This window comes from Pseudomonas sp. P1_F1_2 (assembly GCF_056405815.1).
In genome coordinates this window covers 81,462-99,235 of the sequence record NZ_JBFUBK010000005.1, presented here as the reverse complement: position 1 = coordinate 99,235, position 17,774 = coordinate 81,462, and the positions used below count along the sequence as shown (strand labels likewise).

Sequence of the window (17,774 nt, the reverse complement as noted above, 5' to 3'; positions counted from 1 at the left end):
AAGTGGAGCATGTATCCGACTCGGATATCTGACTTCATACCGCGGCCATACGGTAGGTGGGGTTTATGGATCGCATACTTCGAACCGGTGCTTTTCGTGTGCCTCAACAAACCCCGTAACCGAGTGAAGATCCTGCACTGGGAGCGCAACGGCTTCTGCCTTTGGCTCAAGCGCCTCGAGTCCGAGCGCTTTAAAACCTCCCCCTATCTCACGGACGAAGCCATTGTGTTAAGTGTTCAGGAACTCAACTGGTTACTCGACGGTTTTGATCTGTGGCGCAACCGTCCGCATCAGGTTTTGACGCCGCGATTTGTAGCCTGAGCCGTTATAATCCGAGCCATGTTTTCCCTGCCCGACGACCGTCCTGATGATCCTGTTTTGCTCAAGCAGTTGTTGCTTGAGGTGCTGGCTCGTCAGGCTAAAACAGCCGAAGTGCTGCAAGCCCATGAAGGTCACATTGTCGACCTGAAAGAACAAATCAAGCTGCTGCGCGACCGCTTACTGGCAAGTCCGGTGATCCACTGCGACGAAATCCGCGTCCAGGTCCTTAAAGAACCGGATCGCGATCCGACCAGTCAGCCCTGGATGTGAGGGCAGGCCTGCGGCCCGCCAGACCATAAAATTGTGTTGTTCGACTACACCACCAGCCGTGAGCAGGAAGTACCGTTGCGCCTGCCTGAAAGTTATCTCGGCTACGTGATGACCGATGATTACGCGGGCTACAACGCCTTGGCACTGCAGCCGAGCGTGGAGCGGCTAGCGTGCATGGCCCATCGACGCACGTTCGTGGACGCCCAAAAAGTGCAGTCCAAGGGTCAGACGGGCCGCGCTGATATCGCGCTGACGATGATCAACAAGCTGTGCCGCATCGAACAGCAACTCAAGGACGCCAGTGATGAACAACGCTTCGCGGCTCGTCAGGAAAAGAGCCTGCCAATCCTGGCTCAGTTGAAGAACTGGCTGGATATAACCAGCCGCAGGTTCCGGCCCAAAGTGCTCTGGGTAAGGCGGGGCAGTATCTGGCGAACAACTGGAGCCGGCTGGACTACGTGGAAGCCGGTTTTTTACCCATCGACAACAACGCCGCCGAAGAGCGATAAAGCCGTTTGTCATCGGGCGCAAGAACTGGTTGTTCAGCGACACCCCCAAGGGCGCAGCGGCCAGATCTACAGCCTGGTCGAAACCGCCAAGGTCAACGGCCTGGAACCCTATACGTGGCTACGCCACGTACTGGAGCGGTTACCGCACGCCTCGTCGGTGGAAGACTACGAAGCCTTGCTGCCGTGGAACTGCTCGCCAGAGATCCCACGGTAAACAGTCACCTCACTTTGGGGTAGGTGGGGTTTATGGATCGCATACGATCAGGCCGCGACCACGATAATTCCAGCCATCACCGGAAGATGCATCACCATTACCCGCGCGCGAGGCATCGGCGATGTTCGCGATCTGCTGCGGCTGTCAGGCGACTAGTGCGGCCAGCGCCGCCGGGAACCGACTCGGCCAATTCGCCATCAGTCCAGGTGCGCCGTAGTTCAGGTTCTCGACCAGCGGGGTCAACTGCCGCGACTCATGCCCAACCTGCGCCAGAAAGGCAGCGATCCGCTGCTTGATGATGATCTGGTACGCGCCCATGGCGGTATTTAGGACAGGAACAAAAACGCCGGCTTGGCTGCCGGAGTTCAGGAGGATCTGCAGCAACTGCTGCGCTGTGATGGGCACGCGGTTCTCCGCTCTGTTAAATCCAGATTGCTGTAGAATCCCGCGAAATTTAGGAGGGCATGATGACTATAGCATCCAATAAATCGGGAGCGATTCCAGCATTAACCGGACTTCGGTTTGCTGCAGCTCTTATGGTGTTTTTTTCACACTACAATATTCCGGGACTAGGCGGCTGGGCTTTACGAGTCCAAGGATCAGGATATAGCGGCGTAACGTTTTTCTTTGTTCTTTCTGGATTTATTATTGCTTATAACTATCTGGAAAAATTCGAATCAGAACCAATAGGAAGCACTCTCCCGTACCTTATTTCTAGATTTGCCAGGATCTACCCGCTTTACGCACTCTGTATAATTTACCCTTGGGTAAACTCAGGACTAGATACACCTATACTCCCATATCTCACAGGGATTCAAGCATGGAGCGATGACGTTTACTTTGCGTTTGGCATTAATGGGCCAGCATGGAGCATTAGTGTAGAAATATTCCTTTACCTGACATTCCCATTGCTCATACCTGTATTGAGCAAGCTCAATGTTATTAACTCACACAGCAAACTATTAATTTTCGCAGCGTCTGCTTTTGCCGCTCAGCTTTGCCTTGCCGCCTACTTCTCCATGCCGGGACGAGTCGAACTGACGTCGATTAGCCCAGACTCAGCACACAGATGGCTTTATCGCATGCCGGCGACGCGGTTTTTTGACTTCTGCTTAGGTATCGCGGCAGCTATCTATTACAAACGTCATTTCATCCCATCCCAAAAACAACAGCAATCATGGAGCGCAGCCGTTGCTGTATCATTAATTTTGATCGTGGCGCTCATGGGCTGGGAAAAAAACTTCTTATCAGCATTTAGCTGGGATGCTTCTTACGCTGCGCTGTTCGCGATAATGATACTTGGCATAGCCATTAATCAGAATTCAAGAATAGCCAAAGCCTTATCGGGGCCAAGAATGATTCTCTTGGGAGAGTCATCATTTGCATTCTATCTAATACATGCAATTTTACGCCCCCTTTACACCGAGTTGCCAACAGCCTCGCTTATGCACCAGCTAGCGCATCTTGCAATTTTCCTTGTAATTGTTTCCTGCATTTCAATAGGTCTTCACATGGCCATTGAAAAACCATTACAGGCAACAATAAAGAAAATGCTTTCTGGTAAGCCAATAGCCGTAATATCTGCTTAGAGATTGCGACTTATCGTTAAGCCGATAGCACTGGCCAATTTGGAGATACAACACTGATATCAACTGCCTGCAGGCCTCGGTAATAGGCCTGCAACGCCTTCGCCTTTAAGGCTTCGTCATTAGTGGCATTGCTAAGTTGGAATACCATGAACAAGGGCGCATGGACTGAGAAGCCTACACCATCATCACTGCCTGCGCGGCCTGATTCACGACCAATACCTCAGCAGGCGATGGTTGATGTGAAACTGGAGCAGCCGGGACATTGATGGATTTTCGGAAGTCGACGGGCCTAGGGTAGAGATAGACCTTTTCGACTTTTGCGTCAGGGCGCATCATCAGGTGCTGGCTCCGGAAAGGAATCGGGAGTACAGCATCGGGGATGCTGGCGGTGACTTTGAATGCGGGGTTTATGGAGCGGTTACGATCTAACTGGGGTGTTCGCAGCTTCAATACCGTGTCAACCGAGCACGAAAGAGATCAAAGCTGCGAATACTCCCCACGAGATGTTTTACTGATACAACCGACACTTGCCACTGCCTCGCGGCAAGATGCGGTCGGTCCTGACGCCATCACAGATGCTAACACTGCCTCACTCAAAAAATGGGAGCTGTACGGTGTTCGATGTATCGGGTTAACCTAACTCTGGCCGCTCCCGATTGGTCGGTGCCCCCTGCCCTGCAACAATAGGTGCCACCGTTGTCGCTGATGGCTCTCCAAGGGAGACCACTGCAGCACTCCTTGTCCTGCTCAGTGCTCTAATAAATTTCTGGGCCGGTTTCTCTATAGCAATATGGAGTCCAATTGAAAGAGCAGTCAGAATCACTAGGAAAAAAGCCTCGTGAAATAGGGACTGAGCCAGCGATACATTTGGCTGGACCACATATAAGCCTCTAACCAGTGTATGAATTAAATAGAACGCAAAGGACGCCTCTCCCAATAACACAACTTTAGGAGACGAAAGAATACGGCTAATTACCGACTGCCGAGCTACCACCAAGCTAAGAATTACGAGTGTAAATGGCAATGCATATGACGCATCCCAACTAAATGAAGAGTAATAATTCAACGACCACGTCATAAGAAAAAAAATGACCCCAATCGCTACATAGGTAATTACTTCCCACGCTCGCGATGACATCGCAGTGATCCGCATATACCTCCGATAATAAATCGCAGCTGAAATACCAAGACAAAAGTCTAGTACTCTATTGATGGGTGCTCGGTATAACCACCTATGGGCCGAACCAGGATCTACTGATTCAAGAAGGCCTTTTCCGGACAATGAAAAATAGAGAGCAAGAAAAAACTGCGCAGCAACAATAACTGCCATAAAAATTAATAGACGGTTTTTTGATGCCAGCACCCCAATGTATTTTAGCAGTGGGATAATCAGCGGAAAAAGCGAGTATAAAAATACCTCAACACTAATACTCCACGCAGGCCCATTTAACCCCATGGCCACATAGACATCATCACTCCATGCCTGGGTGGCCGACAAGTAGACTAAAAGTGGAGTATTGGCGCCAGTATTTAACCATGCATAGAGGATGCAGAAAATATACAGCGGATAAACTCTAGAGAACCTGGCGATGAGATATGGAACGGTAGATGATCGAACGTCACTCTCAAACTTATCCAAATAATTATAAGCAATTATGAATCCAGAAAGAACAAAGAAAAATGTAACACCCGCATACCCCGAGTTTTGAATCATCGCCGCTTTACCGCTTGACCCAGGGATAGGGTAATGAGAAAAAAACACCATCAATGCAGCAAAGAACCTTAGCCCTGTCAATGCAGGGATTGCTCCAAATCTTTCAACGGCCAATGGCATCATGTTCCCCCCAAAATTTCCTGAATACTATCAGTTATCCCTTACAAAGGCAGCCGCCGAATTGCCCATCTCTCGCTAGACCTAAACCTGCCATGAGCATTGTTTTGCTTGGAGATGCACATGGTAATTACCCGGCAGTAACTCCCGCATTCCCTCCTGCGAAAGTCAAGTTTCTGACGATTTTTCACCAGTGCTAAACATGGCTCTGGACAACTCACTTGAGTCGCAGAGAACCTGAACTACTGCCCCAAAGCGCACCTGACTAGGCCAAGTCGGATCGATGCACTAACTGTGTAAGCTCTCCATGAACCCCACATTTGTTGCCGCTGACCGAAAACTGACCCAGTAAAGGCTGTTCTGCCGACTGAAAACTGACCCAGGTGTTCAACTGTTTCTGCTCAATTTTTGAGCAGGAGAACCCAGGGTGATCAGCATGGAAATGATGGGCAAAATTCGGCGCATGTATTTTCGCGACAAGCTGTCGCTGCATCAGATAGCCAAGCGTACCGGGCTGTCGAGAAACACCATCCGAAAATGGGTCAGAGCCCCCGAAGCCACTCAACCGGCGTACCTGCGGTGCGCAGCCTCCAACAAACTCAGTCCGTTTCACCAGACGCTGGAGCAAGCGCTCAAAGCCGATTCGTTTCGGGCAAAGCACAACCGCAGGAGCGCCAAAGCGCTCTTCGAGCAGATCAAGTCCGAGGGTTACGACGGCGGCTATAGCCAGCTCACCGCCTTCATACGTTCGTGGCGCGGTGAGCAAGGCAAATCCTTACGGGCCTTTGTACCGTTGACGTTCGCACTCGGCGAGGCCTTTCAGTTCGACTGGAGCGAAAAAGGTCTGCTGATCGGCGGCCTGTTTCGACGCATCCAGGTCTCCCACATGAAGCTGTGCGTCGAGCGCAAGCCGGGCGCACTGCGCAATGGTGCTCCTTTTGCTGATCTGCCGAAGCCGTTGCAACTGCTAAAGCGCGGTCTAAGGCGTCACACCAACGGTGATCGAGTCATGACGCAGGTACTGGCTGCTGTTCCCATCGCCGGGCTCGATGCCGTGTTGGTGGCTGTGGAGTTAGTACTTGAATCAGGCAGCTTGAGCGCCGAACACATCCTGAATGTCCTGGCTCGACTGACATCGACAGCCGCCCCTCCGTCCGCCGAAACCAGCCTTCAACTCAAGATAGCGCCTGTCGCCAATACGGCACGCTACGACCGGCTCCGTACCACCGATGAGGAGACTCGCAATGCGTGATCTTATGGCGGAACTCAAAGAACTGCGACTGCATGGCATGGCCAGCGCCTGGGAAGAGCTGGCCTCGCAAGGAGAATCCTCAACGACCTCGTCGAAATGGCTGCTCGAACATCTGCTTCAACAGGAACATGCAGATCGCGCCGTACGCTCTGTGAATCATCAGATGAACATGGCCAAACTCCCCATGCATCGTGATTTGGCAGGCTTCGACTTCAGCGCTTCCAGCGCAGACGCCCGCTTGGTCAGGGATCTGTCCAGCCTGGAGTTCACCGATACCGCGCAGAATGTCGTGTTCATCGGCGGGCCTGGAACAGGTAAAACGCATCTGGCCACCGCCTTGGCCGTGTCCGGGATCACGACGCATCACAAACGCGTGCGCTTCTACTCCACGGTGGATCTGGTCAATTTGCTGGAGCGCGAAAAATACGAGGGTAAGGCAGGCCGAATCGCTCAAGGGCTGCTTCGCACAGACCTGGTGATACTCGATGAACTGGGGTATTTGCCCTTCAGCCAAAGCGGTGGCGCCCTGTTATTTCACCTGTTGTCCAAGCTATACGAGCACACCAGCGTGATCATCACGACCAACCTCAGCTTCTCGGAATGGTCGAGCGTGTTTGGCGACGCCAAGATGACCACAGCGTTGTTGGATCGGCTGACACACCACTGCCACATCGTCGAAACGGGCAACGAGTCCTACCGCCTACAACACAGCAGCTTGGTCGACCAGACAAAGATCAAATCACGTGAGCGAAAGCGCAAGGACGATGACGGTACAGAGGACGATGAACCGTTTTGATCAACACCGGGAATACCCTGCCGCATGCCTATATGCGGTGGGGCTTAGTGCCTATGTCAGCAGGGCACTGCTGCTAAGCTTATCCACAGTTGTTGATGCAAAAATCAGCAATCCGCCCTGGGTCAATTTTCAATCGGCAGGGTGGGTCAGTTTTCAATCAGCGCCAACACCGTGGCATCTCTGGCGTACCGTTCCACGGCAGCAAAGCCTCGAAGTCCTCTACTGTCGCGGCTTGCGGCAACCACGCACTTGAACGCCTGCCACAAGCTACTTCGGTTGAAGATTTCGAAGCTTTGCTGCCTTGGAATTGCTCACCCGCATCGCCTCGCTAAGCGCACCGCCTATTTTGATTAGGTGGCGCGCTTACGGTTATTGTTGATTGGCAAGTAGTCGGCCTCGACGCACTGTTCAAGTTTGGTCCAGTTGCTTGCCAGGTCGCCGACCGCTTTGCCCAAGGCACTTTGCGTTGTCACTTGAGGTTGCGTCTTTTCCGGCCAGCTTTTCAACTGAGCCAACACTGGCAGGCTGTTGCTCGCAGCGCCCTGCCCCCACACCCTGCGGGGGCCACGTTTTCGTTGGGTGTTTTTTTGGAGCCCGGCATCAGACCTCAGGGGCGCTTTTGAATATGGGCCTCATTGAGTGGTCACCATAGCTAAGGCTATTCCATCTTTACGACAGTCTGCCTTCGCCATAGCTTGCCCTACTCTCGTCCAACCGTTCGGATGTTTCCAAGGTGGTCTTTCGTAACGAAAAATTACTGTACGTCCTCAAAAACATTCGACCTGCACGCAGGCCGTACTTCTCTACACTCTTATGTAAAGCGAAGCATACTGAAAACAACACTGCCAGTATTTGGAATTTTTCAGGAATGAATGTCAGCCCGCAATAATCGATGAAAGAGGAAATATACCCCCATAACCAATTATGAAATAGGTAGACAGAGAATGTCAGATTGGAAACCAGTCGTATCAAAGGCCCATCTTGAATTCGGTCTCGCAAGCTCCAACCCAAGAGGAAGATGACAGTGGCATAAAGTCCATAATTAAACTCTTTCCAGTGCGGTTGATATTTAGCAACCATCCAAAGAAAACAGCAAAAAAGAATAAAAATGGTAGCGATGCATAGATTTTTATCAGACTTCCCGGCTTCCCAAAGATAAATGCAGGCGCCCATAAACAGAAATGATGCATAAATTGATTGATACGCCAGGGGGAGACCTCCAGTGCTAGGAAAAGGCGGAAGTAGAAAGACTCCACCAGCAATGGCTATGAAAACAAGAGGCACGTATTTTGGGTGGTTGAATAAACCTAAGGCCTTGAGAACTGCCATGACTATGTAGAAAGCAATCTCCAGTCTAAGCGTCCACTCAACCCCTCCTAGAGCCAAAGGAGTACCGAAGAAATCACCAATCAAAAGAAGCCTTGGCACCCACACCGAAAGAGGGGGGAATGCAATTGCCTTCAGATAATGATCGAGTAATGCCTCCATCACTACTGCTACTATAAAGAGGGGATAAATCCTGAACACTCTTTTTAGCAAAAATTCAAGCGTAGATTCTGACTGAAGGACGTGAGTGATGATGTATCCAGACGTCAGAAAAAACACCACAACACCAGCAGCACCGCCATAGCACAACGGAAGGAGGGACTGTGCGAAATACCTGACAGTTATATGGAGCGCCTCATTAGTGGAGGCAAAAGCAAGTGAGTCATACATTTTGTGAGCAATGAGCACACTGATGAATGCAAATATCCGCATAACATCGAGAAAAACGATTCTACCCGTGATTCTGTTAGCCATTTCTTGACCGCATATTATGGAGTTGAGGACCGATGACCGAGGGAGCCGTTACGACAGCAGGAATTCTACAAGCCTTGCCGATCACTGTCAGGTTTGCTTCACACCAAATTGAAAGCTGGTGCCCGCAAGGACGTGTTGACCGCATCGACCGCATCGACCGCTGGTAGGATTTATTCTAAGGAAAAATCAATTGTCGACTGGCGTCCCGCCCCTTAAGATGCCGGCTTGATTGGGATTCAGTGTTTCACGCACATGCGATAGTCCCCGAAAAATGAGTTTACTCAGGCACCTCACCGCCACGATGAAGCATGGACACCCAAGGGATCATATTTTCAAATGTTGCGCATAGACAAAAACTCCGCCGTCCCTAGATCAACAAACTTGAGCTATCATCCGGTCTACCGCCCCGATATCGATGGCTTAAGGGCTTTTGCGATCCTTGCCGTAGTTATCTTTCATGCCTTCTCTACCCTGGTTCCAGGTGGATTTGTAGGAGTCGATGTTTTTTTTGTCATCTCCGGCTATCTAATCTCAAGTATTATCTTCCGAAACTTGGAAAGTGGCACGTTCAGTTTCTATGATTTTTACAGACGTCGTGTACGACGAATATTTCCTGCGTTACTTCTCGTACTAGCTGCAACATTCACGTTTGGCTGGATAACACTGCTGGCAACTGAGTTCCAACAGCTAAACAAACACATAGCCGCGGGATTGGCTTTTGTACAGAACATCATTTTGTTTCAAGAGTCCGGCTATTTTGACATCAGCTCGGAGCTAAAACCCCTTACGCACTTATGGTCACTTGGCGTGGAGGAGCAATTTTATCTAGCCTTTCCAATTATCGCTTTGTGCATCTGGCGCTGGAATCAAAACGCACTGATAGTTATTGTGCTAATGCTATTGACCTCCCTATCCCTCAACATCATCGAAGTTTCAAATAACACCTCTGCCACATTTTTCCTACCACAATACCGCTTCTGGGAGCTTTTATGTGGTAGTGCGCTAGCCTACATCGACATGACAAAGAAATCAGCGCCCCCATCTTTGATGATTCCCCACGTAGTCTCCCTTCTCGGTCTTGGGCTGCTGGCGGCTTCCATTATATTTATCAATAAAAATTTGCAGTTTCCAGGGTATTGGGCAATTCCCCCAGTATTGGGATCGGTGCTAGTCATAGCTGCCGGCCCGAAGGCAGTAGTCAATAAATATCTTTTTAGTAACCGAGTTGCTGTTTGGATCGGCCTTATTAGCTACCCACTGTACCTGTGGCACTGGCCGATACTTACATTCTCCCGAATTATCGAATCTGAAGTACCAAGCCCACAAACTAGAATAGTGGCTATTATGGCAAGCGTAGGACTTGCGTGGGCCACCTACCTTTTTGTAGAAAAACCGTTTAGAGCAAAATCAAACCCGACGATTACTTTTAACGCATTATTAGTGACAGCCGTCATATTCGTTTCTGTTGCGATATTAACTGTCGTAAATGAAGGATTTCCCTTTCGACAAAAAGACCGTGAAGAGTTTGCGCAGTCATTCTCTAATTCGGCTCCTGACTGGAATTATTTTACAAACAACCAGACAGCTGCTCGCTTCCGCATGGACTGCGATTTTTACGATACAAAGAGCTTTTTTAAAGGGCATGCCACAAATATTCCCGCAAAAAGTATAGACCCAAGCTGTTACACACCAACGTCTAACAAAAAAATACTTTTATGGGGTGACTCGCACGTCCAACAACTTAACTATGGCCTTCAGCAGACCCTACCCGACAGCGTTTCTATTCTTCAAATTGCCAGCTCGGGATGCTTTCCGAATCTTTCCGATAAATCTTCAACTGAAGCAGAGTACTGCCGGGTCTCTAACCAAACAGCGCTCGAGGTTATAAAGAAGGAAGTTCCCGATGTAGTCGTTATTGCGCAAATAACAGGACATGACACTGTAAATGACTACAAAGAGATTACAAAATTGATAAAAAGTTATGGCGTGCCTCATATCGTAATCGCAGGCCCTGTTCCAAAATATCAGGCTAGTCTCTATCAGATCATTACAAGAAAGTATTGGCCGTTCACGCCAAGGCGAATAATTAACGACTTGGATCGTTCCGCATTTGAAGTGGACGCCTCACTTAAAGCAAAGTATGGCAGCGGCCAAGGCGGCTTTGAGTACTTCTCAATGACCGATCTATTTTGTAATACAGACGGTTGCATTACCTATTTAGGGAATGATCGTAAGAGCGGGCTGGTGACCTTCGACGCAACACACTTGACTTCCATAGCATCGGTCTACGTCGCTAAAACAGCACTGACCGACGTCATTCTTAAAGATCTGGAGATGCACCCATAAAGGCGGAGCAATACCAGTCAAGCCTCGGCCGAATACTAAATTTCTTGTGAAGTCAACGAATCCAGGCTCGTTGACTTCACAAGCAAGACCACCTATTACTCCCAGCATACGACGATATCAAAGGTAAGCGCTCCATGAACCCCACATTCAAAGCGCTTAGTTGATCCCGGATGCTTTGCTCCCGATTCCCTCAGGAGCCAGCCCGCCATGATGCGACCCGATGCCAAAGTCGAAAAAGTCTATCTCTACCCCAAACCCGTGGACTTTCGAAAATCCATTGATGGCCTTGCCGCGCTGGTCGAACTGGATATCAAAGTCGCTGTATTCGACCCTGTGCTTTTCGTCTTCCTCAACAAGCCACGCAACCGCGTGAAGATTTTGTATTGGGAACGCAACGGCTTCTGCCTTTGGCTCAAGCGCCTCGAATCCGAACGATTTAAAACATCGCCCGATGCCAACGATGAAGCGATCATCCTGACTGTCCAGGAACTGAACTGGCTACTTGATGGTTTTGATCTGTGGCGCAACCGTCCTCATCAGGTTTTGACGCCTCGATACGTGGCCTGATTCGGTATAATCCAGGGCATGATTTCCATGCCCGAAAACCTCCCCGATGATCCTGAATTGCTCAAGCAGATGCTTGCGAAGATGCAGTCCAGAGTCGGTTTCCTCGAAGAAGAAAATGCGCTGTTACGTCAGCGCCTGTTCGGACGCAAGTCCGAGCAAACGGCTGATCCGGCAACGCCGCAGTTGGCCCTGTTCAATGAGGTGGAAAGCGTCGTCGAACCCATTGATGAAGCCGCAGAAGAAGAGGCTGTTGCGCCGACCCAGCGGCGTGGCAAGCGCAAGCCGCTGCCGGCCGATCTCCCCCGTATCGAAATCATCCACGAACTGCCCGAGCGTGAACTGACTTGTGCCTGCGGCTGCCGCAAACACGCCATCGGCGAGGAGGTCAGCGAGCAGCTTGAAATCGTGCCGATGCAAATCCGCGTGATCAAACACGTCCGTAAGGTTTACGGTTGCCGTGCCTGTGAAACGGCACCGGTCACTGCGGACAAGCCCGCTCAGTTGATTGAAAAAAGTATGGCCAGCCCAAGCGTGCTGGCGATGCTGCTGACCACCAAATACGTGGACGGTTTACCGCTTCACCGTTTCGAAAAAGTGCTGGGCCGCCATGGCATCGATATCCCGCGCCAGACCCTGGCCCGCTGGGTTATCCAGTGCGGCGAACACTTGCAGCCACTGCTGAATTTAATGCGCGACCAGTTGCTGGAAAGCCGAATCATCCACTGCGATGAAACCCGCGTGCAGGTGTTGAAAGAGCAGGATCGGGAACCCAGCAGCCAGTCCTGGATGTGGGTGCAAACCGGTGGCCCGCCCGACAAGCCAGTGATCCTTTTCGACTACTCCACCAGCCGGGCGCAGGAGGTGCCGACGCGCCTGCTTGATGGCTATCGCGGATATGTGATGACCGATGATTGCGCCGGTTACAACGCGCTGGGCGCGCAGGACGGGGTTGAACGTCTAGGTTGCTGGGCGCATGCACGGCGCAAATTCGTCGAAGCGCAAAAAGTGCAGCCCAAAGGCAAGACGGGACGTGCCGACATCGCGCTGAACCTGATCAACAAGCTTTATGGCATCGAACGCGATCTACAGGCCGGCAACGACGGCGAGCGTAAAACCGGTCGTCACGCGCACAGCCTGCCGGTGCTGGCTCAGTTGAAAAACTGGATGGAAAAGACACAGCCTCAGGTCACAGCTCAGAACGCCCTGGGCAAAGCCATCAGTTATCTGGCCAACAACTGGAACAAACTTGCGCGGTATGTCGAGGAAGGCTACTTGCCGATCGACAACAACCCTGCCGAACGCGCCATCAGGCCCTTCGTGATCGGAAGGAAGAACTGGTTGTTCAGCGACACGTCCAAAGGCGCGACGGCCAGTGCCCAACTTTACAGCCTGGTCGAGACAGCCAAAGCCAACGGCCAAGAGCCCTATGCGTGGCTGCGCCACGCACTTGAGCGCCTGCCGACGGCTTCTTCGGTTGAGGATTACGAAGCTTTACTGCCCTGGAACTGCTCGCCGGTATCGCGTAGTTAAACGCGCTATTTATCTTGATGGCTGGCGGGGTTTACGGTGAGCTTAAAGAGTACGAACGGAGCAACGATCATGGAATACGACGATAAACTGATTGAAGAAGCCGTGCTTGCCCTGTTGGCAACCTTCAGCTTTGATAACGGCAATGCTTGGAAAGGGTTCGACTTCGAGACCATGAACCGATTACATGAACATGGTTTCATCAGTAATCCGGTGAACAAGAACAAATCGATTTGGTTGACGGCTGAAGGGTTGGAGCGAGGTCGGCAGATAGCCGACCGGTTGTTTGGGGTAAGAACTTAAGTGGAGCATGTATCCGACTCGGATATCTGACTTCATACCGCGGCCATACGGTAGGTGGGATTTATGGATCGCATACGTTAATGCAAGGGATTCTACGAGCCATAGATTTGGTTTTTCAGGAAAGCCGCACTGTCTTAAATGCTACTGCACCAATTTACGGTAAATAGCTGCGTATGCAGCAGCCATTGAGTCGGCAGAAAACACATCCTGATACCGCTGCAGAGCTCGCTTACCCATTCGCTGAGCAAGCGTAGTGTCCTCCGCCAGCATCTTCATCGCACTGGCAAGCGCTCCCACATCCTGAGGTGGAACAACCAGCCCTGTTTCATTGGCGATGTTGATATAAGTGGTCCCCGACCCGATTTCACAGGAAATCAGAGGTTTCCCATACATGGCCGCTTCAAGCAAGGAGATACCAAACGACTCCGAACGCAGATGTGACGGAAACACAAACGCATGACACAGCGTCAGCAGTGCAGCCTTGTCCTCGTCACCAAGGCCACCAAGAAATTGCACGTTGGAAAGGCCAAGACGTGAAGCTTGCTCCTTGAGTTCGTCCTCTTGATGCCCTCGCCCAAGTATCACCACCGACAACCCGGTTATTTTTGCCGCGTCAAGCAAATAGTTGAGCCCCTTGTAGTAACGCAGTGCGCCTACAAAAAGAAAAAACTTACTACCGACTTTATTGCGCCAATAAGCAAGTTTTTCCTCAGATACAACGGGGTAAGTAGTCCTGTCCAACCCATACGGAATGATCTCGACCTTATCCCTGAATCGGGTTAGTACCGGACTGCTTTGTGCGTAATTAGGCGAGGACGCAACAATACAATCCACGCTGGACAGGAAACGGTTCATCAATGGCTGATAAAGCTTCAGCAGCGTCTTTTGCTTGACGATATCGGAGTGATAGCTGACGACAGATGGCTTACCGTGACGGGTCGCAAAATGAACCAGATCCATATATGGCCACGGGAAATGGTAATGAACCACGTCAGCTTCTTTCGCCAACTGCGAAAAATCCTTGATTGCCGACAGCGAGAATCCTGTCGAAGCAACATGTAAATCCAGTTTCGAACGGTGGGTGACATGGTTGCCGACGCGCTCATTGCGAGCCGCACCGCGTTCACTGAGGTAGAGCACCTCAGAGGAAAAGCCGTGTTCGGCACCGCCTTGCGCGATCTGGAAAATGACTTGCTCGATACCACCCATGGTTTCCGGGTAGTAGGTTTTGAAGAAATGCAGAACCTTGATCATTTTCCGTTGACTACTCTTTGATAGACCTGCAGGGTTTCTTGAGCGCATCGTTCCCAGGAAAAACCTCGTGCGTGTTTCATTCCCTTGAGTACTGCGGTCTCACGCCATAATTCGTCGGTGAGCCCGCGCTCAAGCAGCCGGGTCAGCTCATCAACATCCATCGGTGCGCACATCAGTGCGGCCTCACCGGCGACCTCTGGCAGGGACGAACTGTTGGAGCACACCACCGGGACACCGGAACTCATGGCTTCGAGCACCGGCAAGCCGAATCCTTCGTAGAGCGATGGAAAGGCAAACAGGCGCGCCCCAGCAAAAAGCAAAGGCAAATCTTCGCTCGGAACAAACCCCAAATAGTGGGCCCAACCTTCGCGCCTGGCGCTTTCGAGCTTTTGATGGATCACATCGTTACGCCAGCCGTGATAGCCGGTGAGAATCAACGGCCAACGCGTGCGAACTGCCATAGGGAGCTGGCTATAGGCCGTGAGTAACGTTTCGATATTCTTGCGTGGTTCGATAGTACCGACGAATAGGGTGTAACTGTTTGCCTCCAGTCCATGGCGCGCCAACGTAGCCTTTAGTTCTTCGGGAGGCCTTGGGTAGAACTCCGGAGAACTTGCGAGCGGTACGGTGTAGATTCGCTCAACCGGCCAAGAAAAATAGCTCGCCAGTTCTTGGCGAGTAAACTCCGAATCTGTAATCAGCGCATCAGCCCGGACCAACGTCGCTTTCAATTCTTTTTGCAGGTATCGAACCAATTGCGGGGCATGACAATGAGCCCAGGTAAAGGGCGAAAGATCATGGAACGTCGCTACGCTTCGCCCCGCAAAGGGCGGCAAATAGTAATTGGGACTGTGATACAGGAAATCGCCATGTCCTTTCAGAGCTGCTTTACGCAGCATTGGCATCAGCAGACGATAGGCTTCCACAGCAAGAAAGTTTTTCTGTACTGCGCGCTTTAAACCATAACTACTGCCGGACTCGTTGGCAGCCGTTGGCAATTCAGGCAAAAAGCTTCGACCCGCAAAAAACTGCAGATCCGTAATATCGGGACTTTGCTGAAGTCTTCGCGCAAGTTCATAGGTATAGCGACCGATGCCAGTCAGCGGAAAGCGGATAGGCTCAACAGATAGAACTAGTTTCATTTATTCCGCCGAAAGCATCCAGCTCAGAGTTTCTTCCAAATCGGGTGTTTTCCAGCCTTTGACCAGCTCGCAAAGACGAGTGTTGTCACCGCACAGAATTTTTACTTCGTTGGCGCGGACAAATGCAGGATTGACCTCGACTTCAAGCTGATGACCGGTAATGGCGGAGCACATCGCGATCACTTCGCGAAGTGAATGGCTTTTGCCCGAACTCACATTCACCGTCTGACCAAGAGGCCTGGCTTCGATCAGCCCCCGGTAAGCCCTGACTACCGCCCTGACATCACTGAAATCCCGGGAGACATCTAGATTGCCAAGCTGAATCTTGACGGCACGCTGGCGAAAATGCGTAACAATTTTAGGCAACAGAAAGCTGTCAGCCTGGCCGACACCGGTGTAATTAAACGGTCGAGTCATTACGATAGGCAATCGGTCGTGCCAAAGATTGGCCATGTACTCCATGGCTAACTTGCTCACTGCATAATCATTGGCAGGTGCCGGCGGTGTGGTTTCACTCAACAACCCGGCAGAAGCATTGCCATAAACATTGGCACTGCTGGCAAGCAAAACACAGTCCGGCACTTTGCCACAGGCGGCAATCGCCTCGAGCAAATGACGGGTGCCAATAAGATTGACCCGATAAAAGGTATCTGCGGCGCCATGCCCAACGAAGGCCAGCGCCGCCAGATGTATCACCACGTCAGGTTGAATAGTTGCCAGTAACTTGCGCAGAGCAGGCCCATCAGCCAGATCGACCTGAAAATACCCAGGTTCGGTTGAAGGCTGAGAGCCGAGACCTATCACCTCATAGCCGCCAGCTTGAAGCTCGGCAGCCATGTACCGCCCGGTGAAACCTTGAATTCCTGTAATCAGCGCTCGTTTACCGGCAATACTCATCAGAACGAAAATCCTTGCTCATTTCGACGAAGGTCGGCTTCAACCATCATACGGCACAGCTCTTCCAACGTAGTTTTTGGCTCCCAGCCCAATACAGCCTTGGCTTTGGCCGGATCACCAATCAACAGTTCGACTTCGGTAGGACGGTAGAACTTCGGATTGATAGTCACAAGCACTTTGCCAGTGGTCGTATCAGTACCCTGCTCGTCTTCCGCAACACCGCTCCAGGCAAGATCGATCCCGGCGGCTTTGAACGCCATGGTCACGAAATCACGCACGGTTTCGGTACGGTTGGTCGCCAATACGAAGGTGTCTGGCTCGTCAGCTTGCAGCATGCGCCACATGCCTTCGACGTACTCTTTGGCAAAACCCCAGTCGCGCTTGGCGTCAAGGTTGCCCAGTTCCATCTTGTCGAGCAGACCCAGTTTGATTTTGGCAACCGAATCAGTGATTTTGCGGGTCACGAATTCACGACCGCGCAGTGGCGATTCGTGGTTGAACAGGATCCCGCTGGTGGCGAAGATGCCATAAGACTCACGGTAGTTGATGGTCATCCAGTGGGCATACAGCTTGGCGACACCGTAAGGGCTGCGCGGATAGAACGGCGTGCTCTCGACCTGAGGGATCGCCTGAACCTTGCCAAACATCTCTGAAGTCGAAGCCTGGTAAAAGCGAGCTTTCGGGTTGACGATACGGATTGCTTCAAGAAGATTCACACAACCCAAACCAGTAATTTCAGCAGTGGTCAGAGGCTGATCGAAAGACACGCCTACGAAACTCTGGGCCGCAAGGTTATAAACCTCAGTTGCTTCCGTGGTTTGCAGCAGGCGAATGCTGGCCGAGAGATCGGTCAAATCATATTCAACCAGATGCAGGTTGGGGTGCTGGCTTACGCCGAGCTCCTCAAGACGCCAGAAATTGACAGAACTGGTCCGACGGTAGGTGCCGTACACCGTGTAACCCTTTTCCAGCAGCAGTTCCGCCAGATAGGCGCCGTCTTGCCCAGTAATGCCAGTAACGATAGCTTTCATGCGAATCCTCTAAACTCCATTTGAGCGCCTAAGCAGGCTCTTATTGTGTATACGTTCAATCGGCTCATGCCGAAAGAGCCGCAAAATCTTGCAGATCATACAGAATGCAGCTCTGCACGACGAGA

At 51.3% G+C, this 17,774-nt stretch carries 15 protein-coding genes and 3 pseudogenes; 10 read left to right on the top strand and 8 right to left on the bottom strand.

Going from position 1 to position 17,774, the window contains the following annotated elements; genetic code table 11:
- From tnpB (AC1D2P_RS02755) to AC1D2P_RS02745, 3 genes and pseudogenes are all read left to right on the top strand, one after another.
- The coding region (gene tnpB, locus AC1D2P_RS02755) for an IS66 family insertion sequence element accessory protein TnpB (RefSeq protein WP_477811297.1) at nucleotides 1-321 on the top strand (321 nt) is incomplete at its 5' end.
- Between the two features lie 18 nt (nucleotides 322-339).
- Nucleotides 340-981: pseudogene (locus tag AC1D2P_RS02750) on the top strand (IS66 family transposase); the annotation flags it as partial.
- 12 nt (nucleotides 982-993) lie between these two features.
- The gene (locus AC1D2P_RS02745) at nucleotides 994-1,314 is read left to right on the top strand and encodes a transposase domain-containing protein (RefSeq protein ID WP_442963228.1); all 321 of its coding nucleotides are present in this window, start codon (nucleotides 994-996) and stop codon (nucleotides 1,312-1,314) included.
- Nucleotides 1,315-1,359: 45 nt separating this feature from the next.
- Here the strand turns inward: AC1D2P_RS02745 and AC1D2P_RS02740 are convergent.
- Nucleotides 1,360-1,719, bottom strand: a pseudogene (locus AC1D2P_RS02740) (glycoside hydrolase family 19 protein); the annotation flags it as partial.
- Between the two features lie 62 nt (nucleotides 1,720-1,781).
- Between AC1D2P_RS02740 and AC1D2P_RS02735 the strand changes: the two are divergent.
- Nucleotides 1,782-2,903: an acyltransferase family protein gene (locus AC1D2P_RS02735; RefSeq protein WP_477758604.1), complete on the top strand. Its 1,122-nt coding sequence runs from the start codon at nucleotides 1,782-1,784 to the stop codon at nucleotides 2,901-2,903.
- A gap of 631 nt (nucleotides 2,904-3,534) precedes the next feature.
- On the opposite strand, the gene AC1D2P_RS02730 is transcribed toward AC1D2P_RS02735, so the two are convergent.
- Nucleotides 3,535-4,740 carry an acyltransferase family protein gene (locus AC1D2P_RS02730; RefSeq protein WP_477758605.1) on the bottom strand — a complete coding sequence of 402 codons (1,206 nt, stop codon included), beginning with the start codon at nucleotides 4,738-4,740 and terminating at the stop codon, nucleotides 3,535-3,537.
- A gap of 430 nt (nucleotides 4,741-5,170) precedes the next feature.
- Here AC1D2P_RS02730 and AC1D2P_RS02725 point away from each other — a divergent pair, with 430 nt between their 5' ends.
- A complete protein-coding gene (locus AC1D2P_RS02725; RefSeq protein ID WP_477811298.1) occupies nucleotides 5,171-5,986 on the top strand; it encodes an IS21 family transposase in 816 nt (271 codons plus the stop codon).
- Nucleotides 5,979-6,782 carry an IS21-like element helper ATPase IstB gene (gene istB / locus AC1D2P_RS02720; protein WP_477758592.1) on the top strand — a complete coding sequence of 268 codons (804 nt, stop codon included), beginning with the start codon at nucleotides 5,979-5,981 and terminating at the stop codon, nucleotides 6,780-6,782. Before AC1D2P_RS02725 ends, istB begins: the two co-directional genes overlap by 8 nt.
- Nucleotides 6,783-7,140: 358 nt before the next feature.
- On the opposite strand, the pseudogene AC1D2P_RS02715 reads toward istB, so the two are convergent.
- Nucleotides 7,141-7,309, bottom strand: a pseudogene (locus tag AC1D2P_RS02715) (IS66 family transposase); the annotation flags it as partial.
- Between the two features lie 142 nt (nucleotides 7,310-7,451).
- A complete protein-coding gene (locus tag AC1D2P_RS02710) occupies nucleotides 7,452-8,582 on the bottom strand; it encodes an acyltransferase family protein (protein WP_477758593.1) in 1,131 nt (376 codons plus the stop codon).
- Nucleotides 8,583-8,918: 336 nt separating this feature from the next.
- Here AC1D2P_RS02710 and AC1D2P_RS02705 point away from each other — a divergent pair, with 336 nt between their 5' ends.
- The 4 genes from AC1D2P_RS02705 to AC1D2P_RS02690 all read left to right on the top strand — a co-directional run bounded on the left by AC1D2P_RS02705 (nucleotide 8,919) and on the right by AC1D2P_RS02690 (nucleotide 13,325).
- Nucleotides 8,919-10,928 carry an acyltransferase family protein gene (locus AC1D2P_RS02705; protein WP_477758594.1) on the top strand — a complete coding sequence of 670 codons (2,010 nt, stop codon included), beginning with the start codon at nucleotides 8,919-8,921 and terminating at the stop codon, nucleotides 10,926-10,928.
- A gap of 207 nt (nucleotides 10,929-11,135) precedes the next feature.
- On the top strand, nucleotides 11,136-11,495 hold the full coding sequence (gene tnpB, locus AC1D2P_RS02700; RefSeq protein WP_052966798.1) for an IS66 family insertion sequence element accessory protein TnpB: 360 nt from the start codon (nucleotides 11,136-11,138) through the stop codon (nucleotides 11,493-11,495).
- Between the two features lie 18 nt (nucleotides 11,496-11,513).
- Nucleotides 11,514-13,025, top strand: coding sequence for an IS66 family transposase (tnpC, locus tag AC1D2P_RS02695; protein WP_477811296.1), 1,512 nt, complete (start codon nucleotides 11,514-11,516; stop codon nucleotides 13,023-13,025).
- Nucleotides 13,026-13,094: 69 nt separating this feature from the next.
- Nucleotides 13,095-13,325: a DUF6429 family protein gene (locus AC1D2P_RS02690; protein ID WP_477758597.1), complete on the top strand. Its 231-nt coding sequence runs from the start codon at nucleotides 13,095-13,097 to the stop codon at nucleotides 13,323-13,325.
- A gap of 141 nt (nucleotides 13,326-13,466) precedes the next feature.
- Here AC1D2P_RS02690 and AC1D2P_RS02685 read toward each other — a convergent pair whose 3' ends face one another.
- From AC1D2P_RS02685 to gmd, 4 genes are read right to left on the bottom strand one after another with little or no spacing between them, the layout of a single operon-like run.
- Entirely contained in the window at nucleotides 13,467-14,579 is a 1,113-nt protein-coding gene (locus AC1D2P_RS02685) for a glycosyltransferase family 4 protein (RefSeq protein ID WP_477757772.1), read from the bottom strand.
- Entirely contained in the window at nucleotides 14,576-15,721 is a 1,146-nt protein-coding gene (locus AC1D2P_RS02680; RefSeq protein WP_477757773.1) for a glycosyltransferase family 4 protein, read from the bottom strand. Before AC1D2P_RS02680 ends, AC1D2P_RS02685 begins: the two co-directional genes overlap by 4 nt.
- Nucleotides 15,722-16,618 carry a GDP-mannose 4,6-dehydratase gene (locus AC1D2P_RS02675; protein WP_477757774.1) on the bottom strand — a complete coding sequence of 299 codons (897 nt, stop codon included), beginning with the start codon at nucleotides 16,616-16,618 and terminating at the stop codon, nucleotides 15,722-15,724.
- Nucleotides 16,618-17,649, bottom strand: a complete 1,032-nt coding sequence (gmd, locus tag AC1D2P_RS02670; protein ID WP_477757775.1) for a GDP-mannose 4,6-dehydratase — start codon at nucleotides 17,647-17,649, stop codon at nucleotides 16,618-16,620. The genes AC1D2P_RS02675 and gmd overlap by 1 nt, the downstream gene beginning before the upstream one ends.
- Nucleotides 17,650-17,774: the final 125 nt, after the last annotated feature.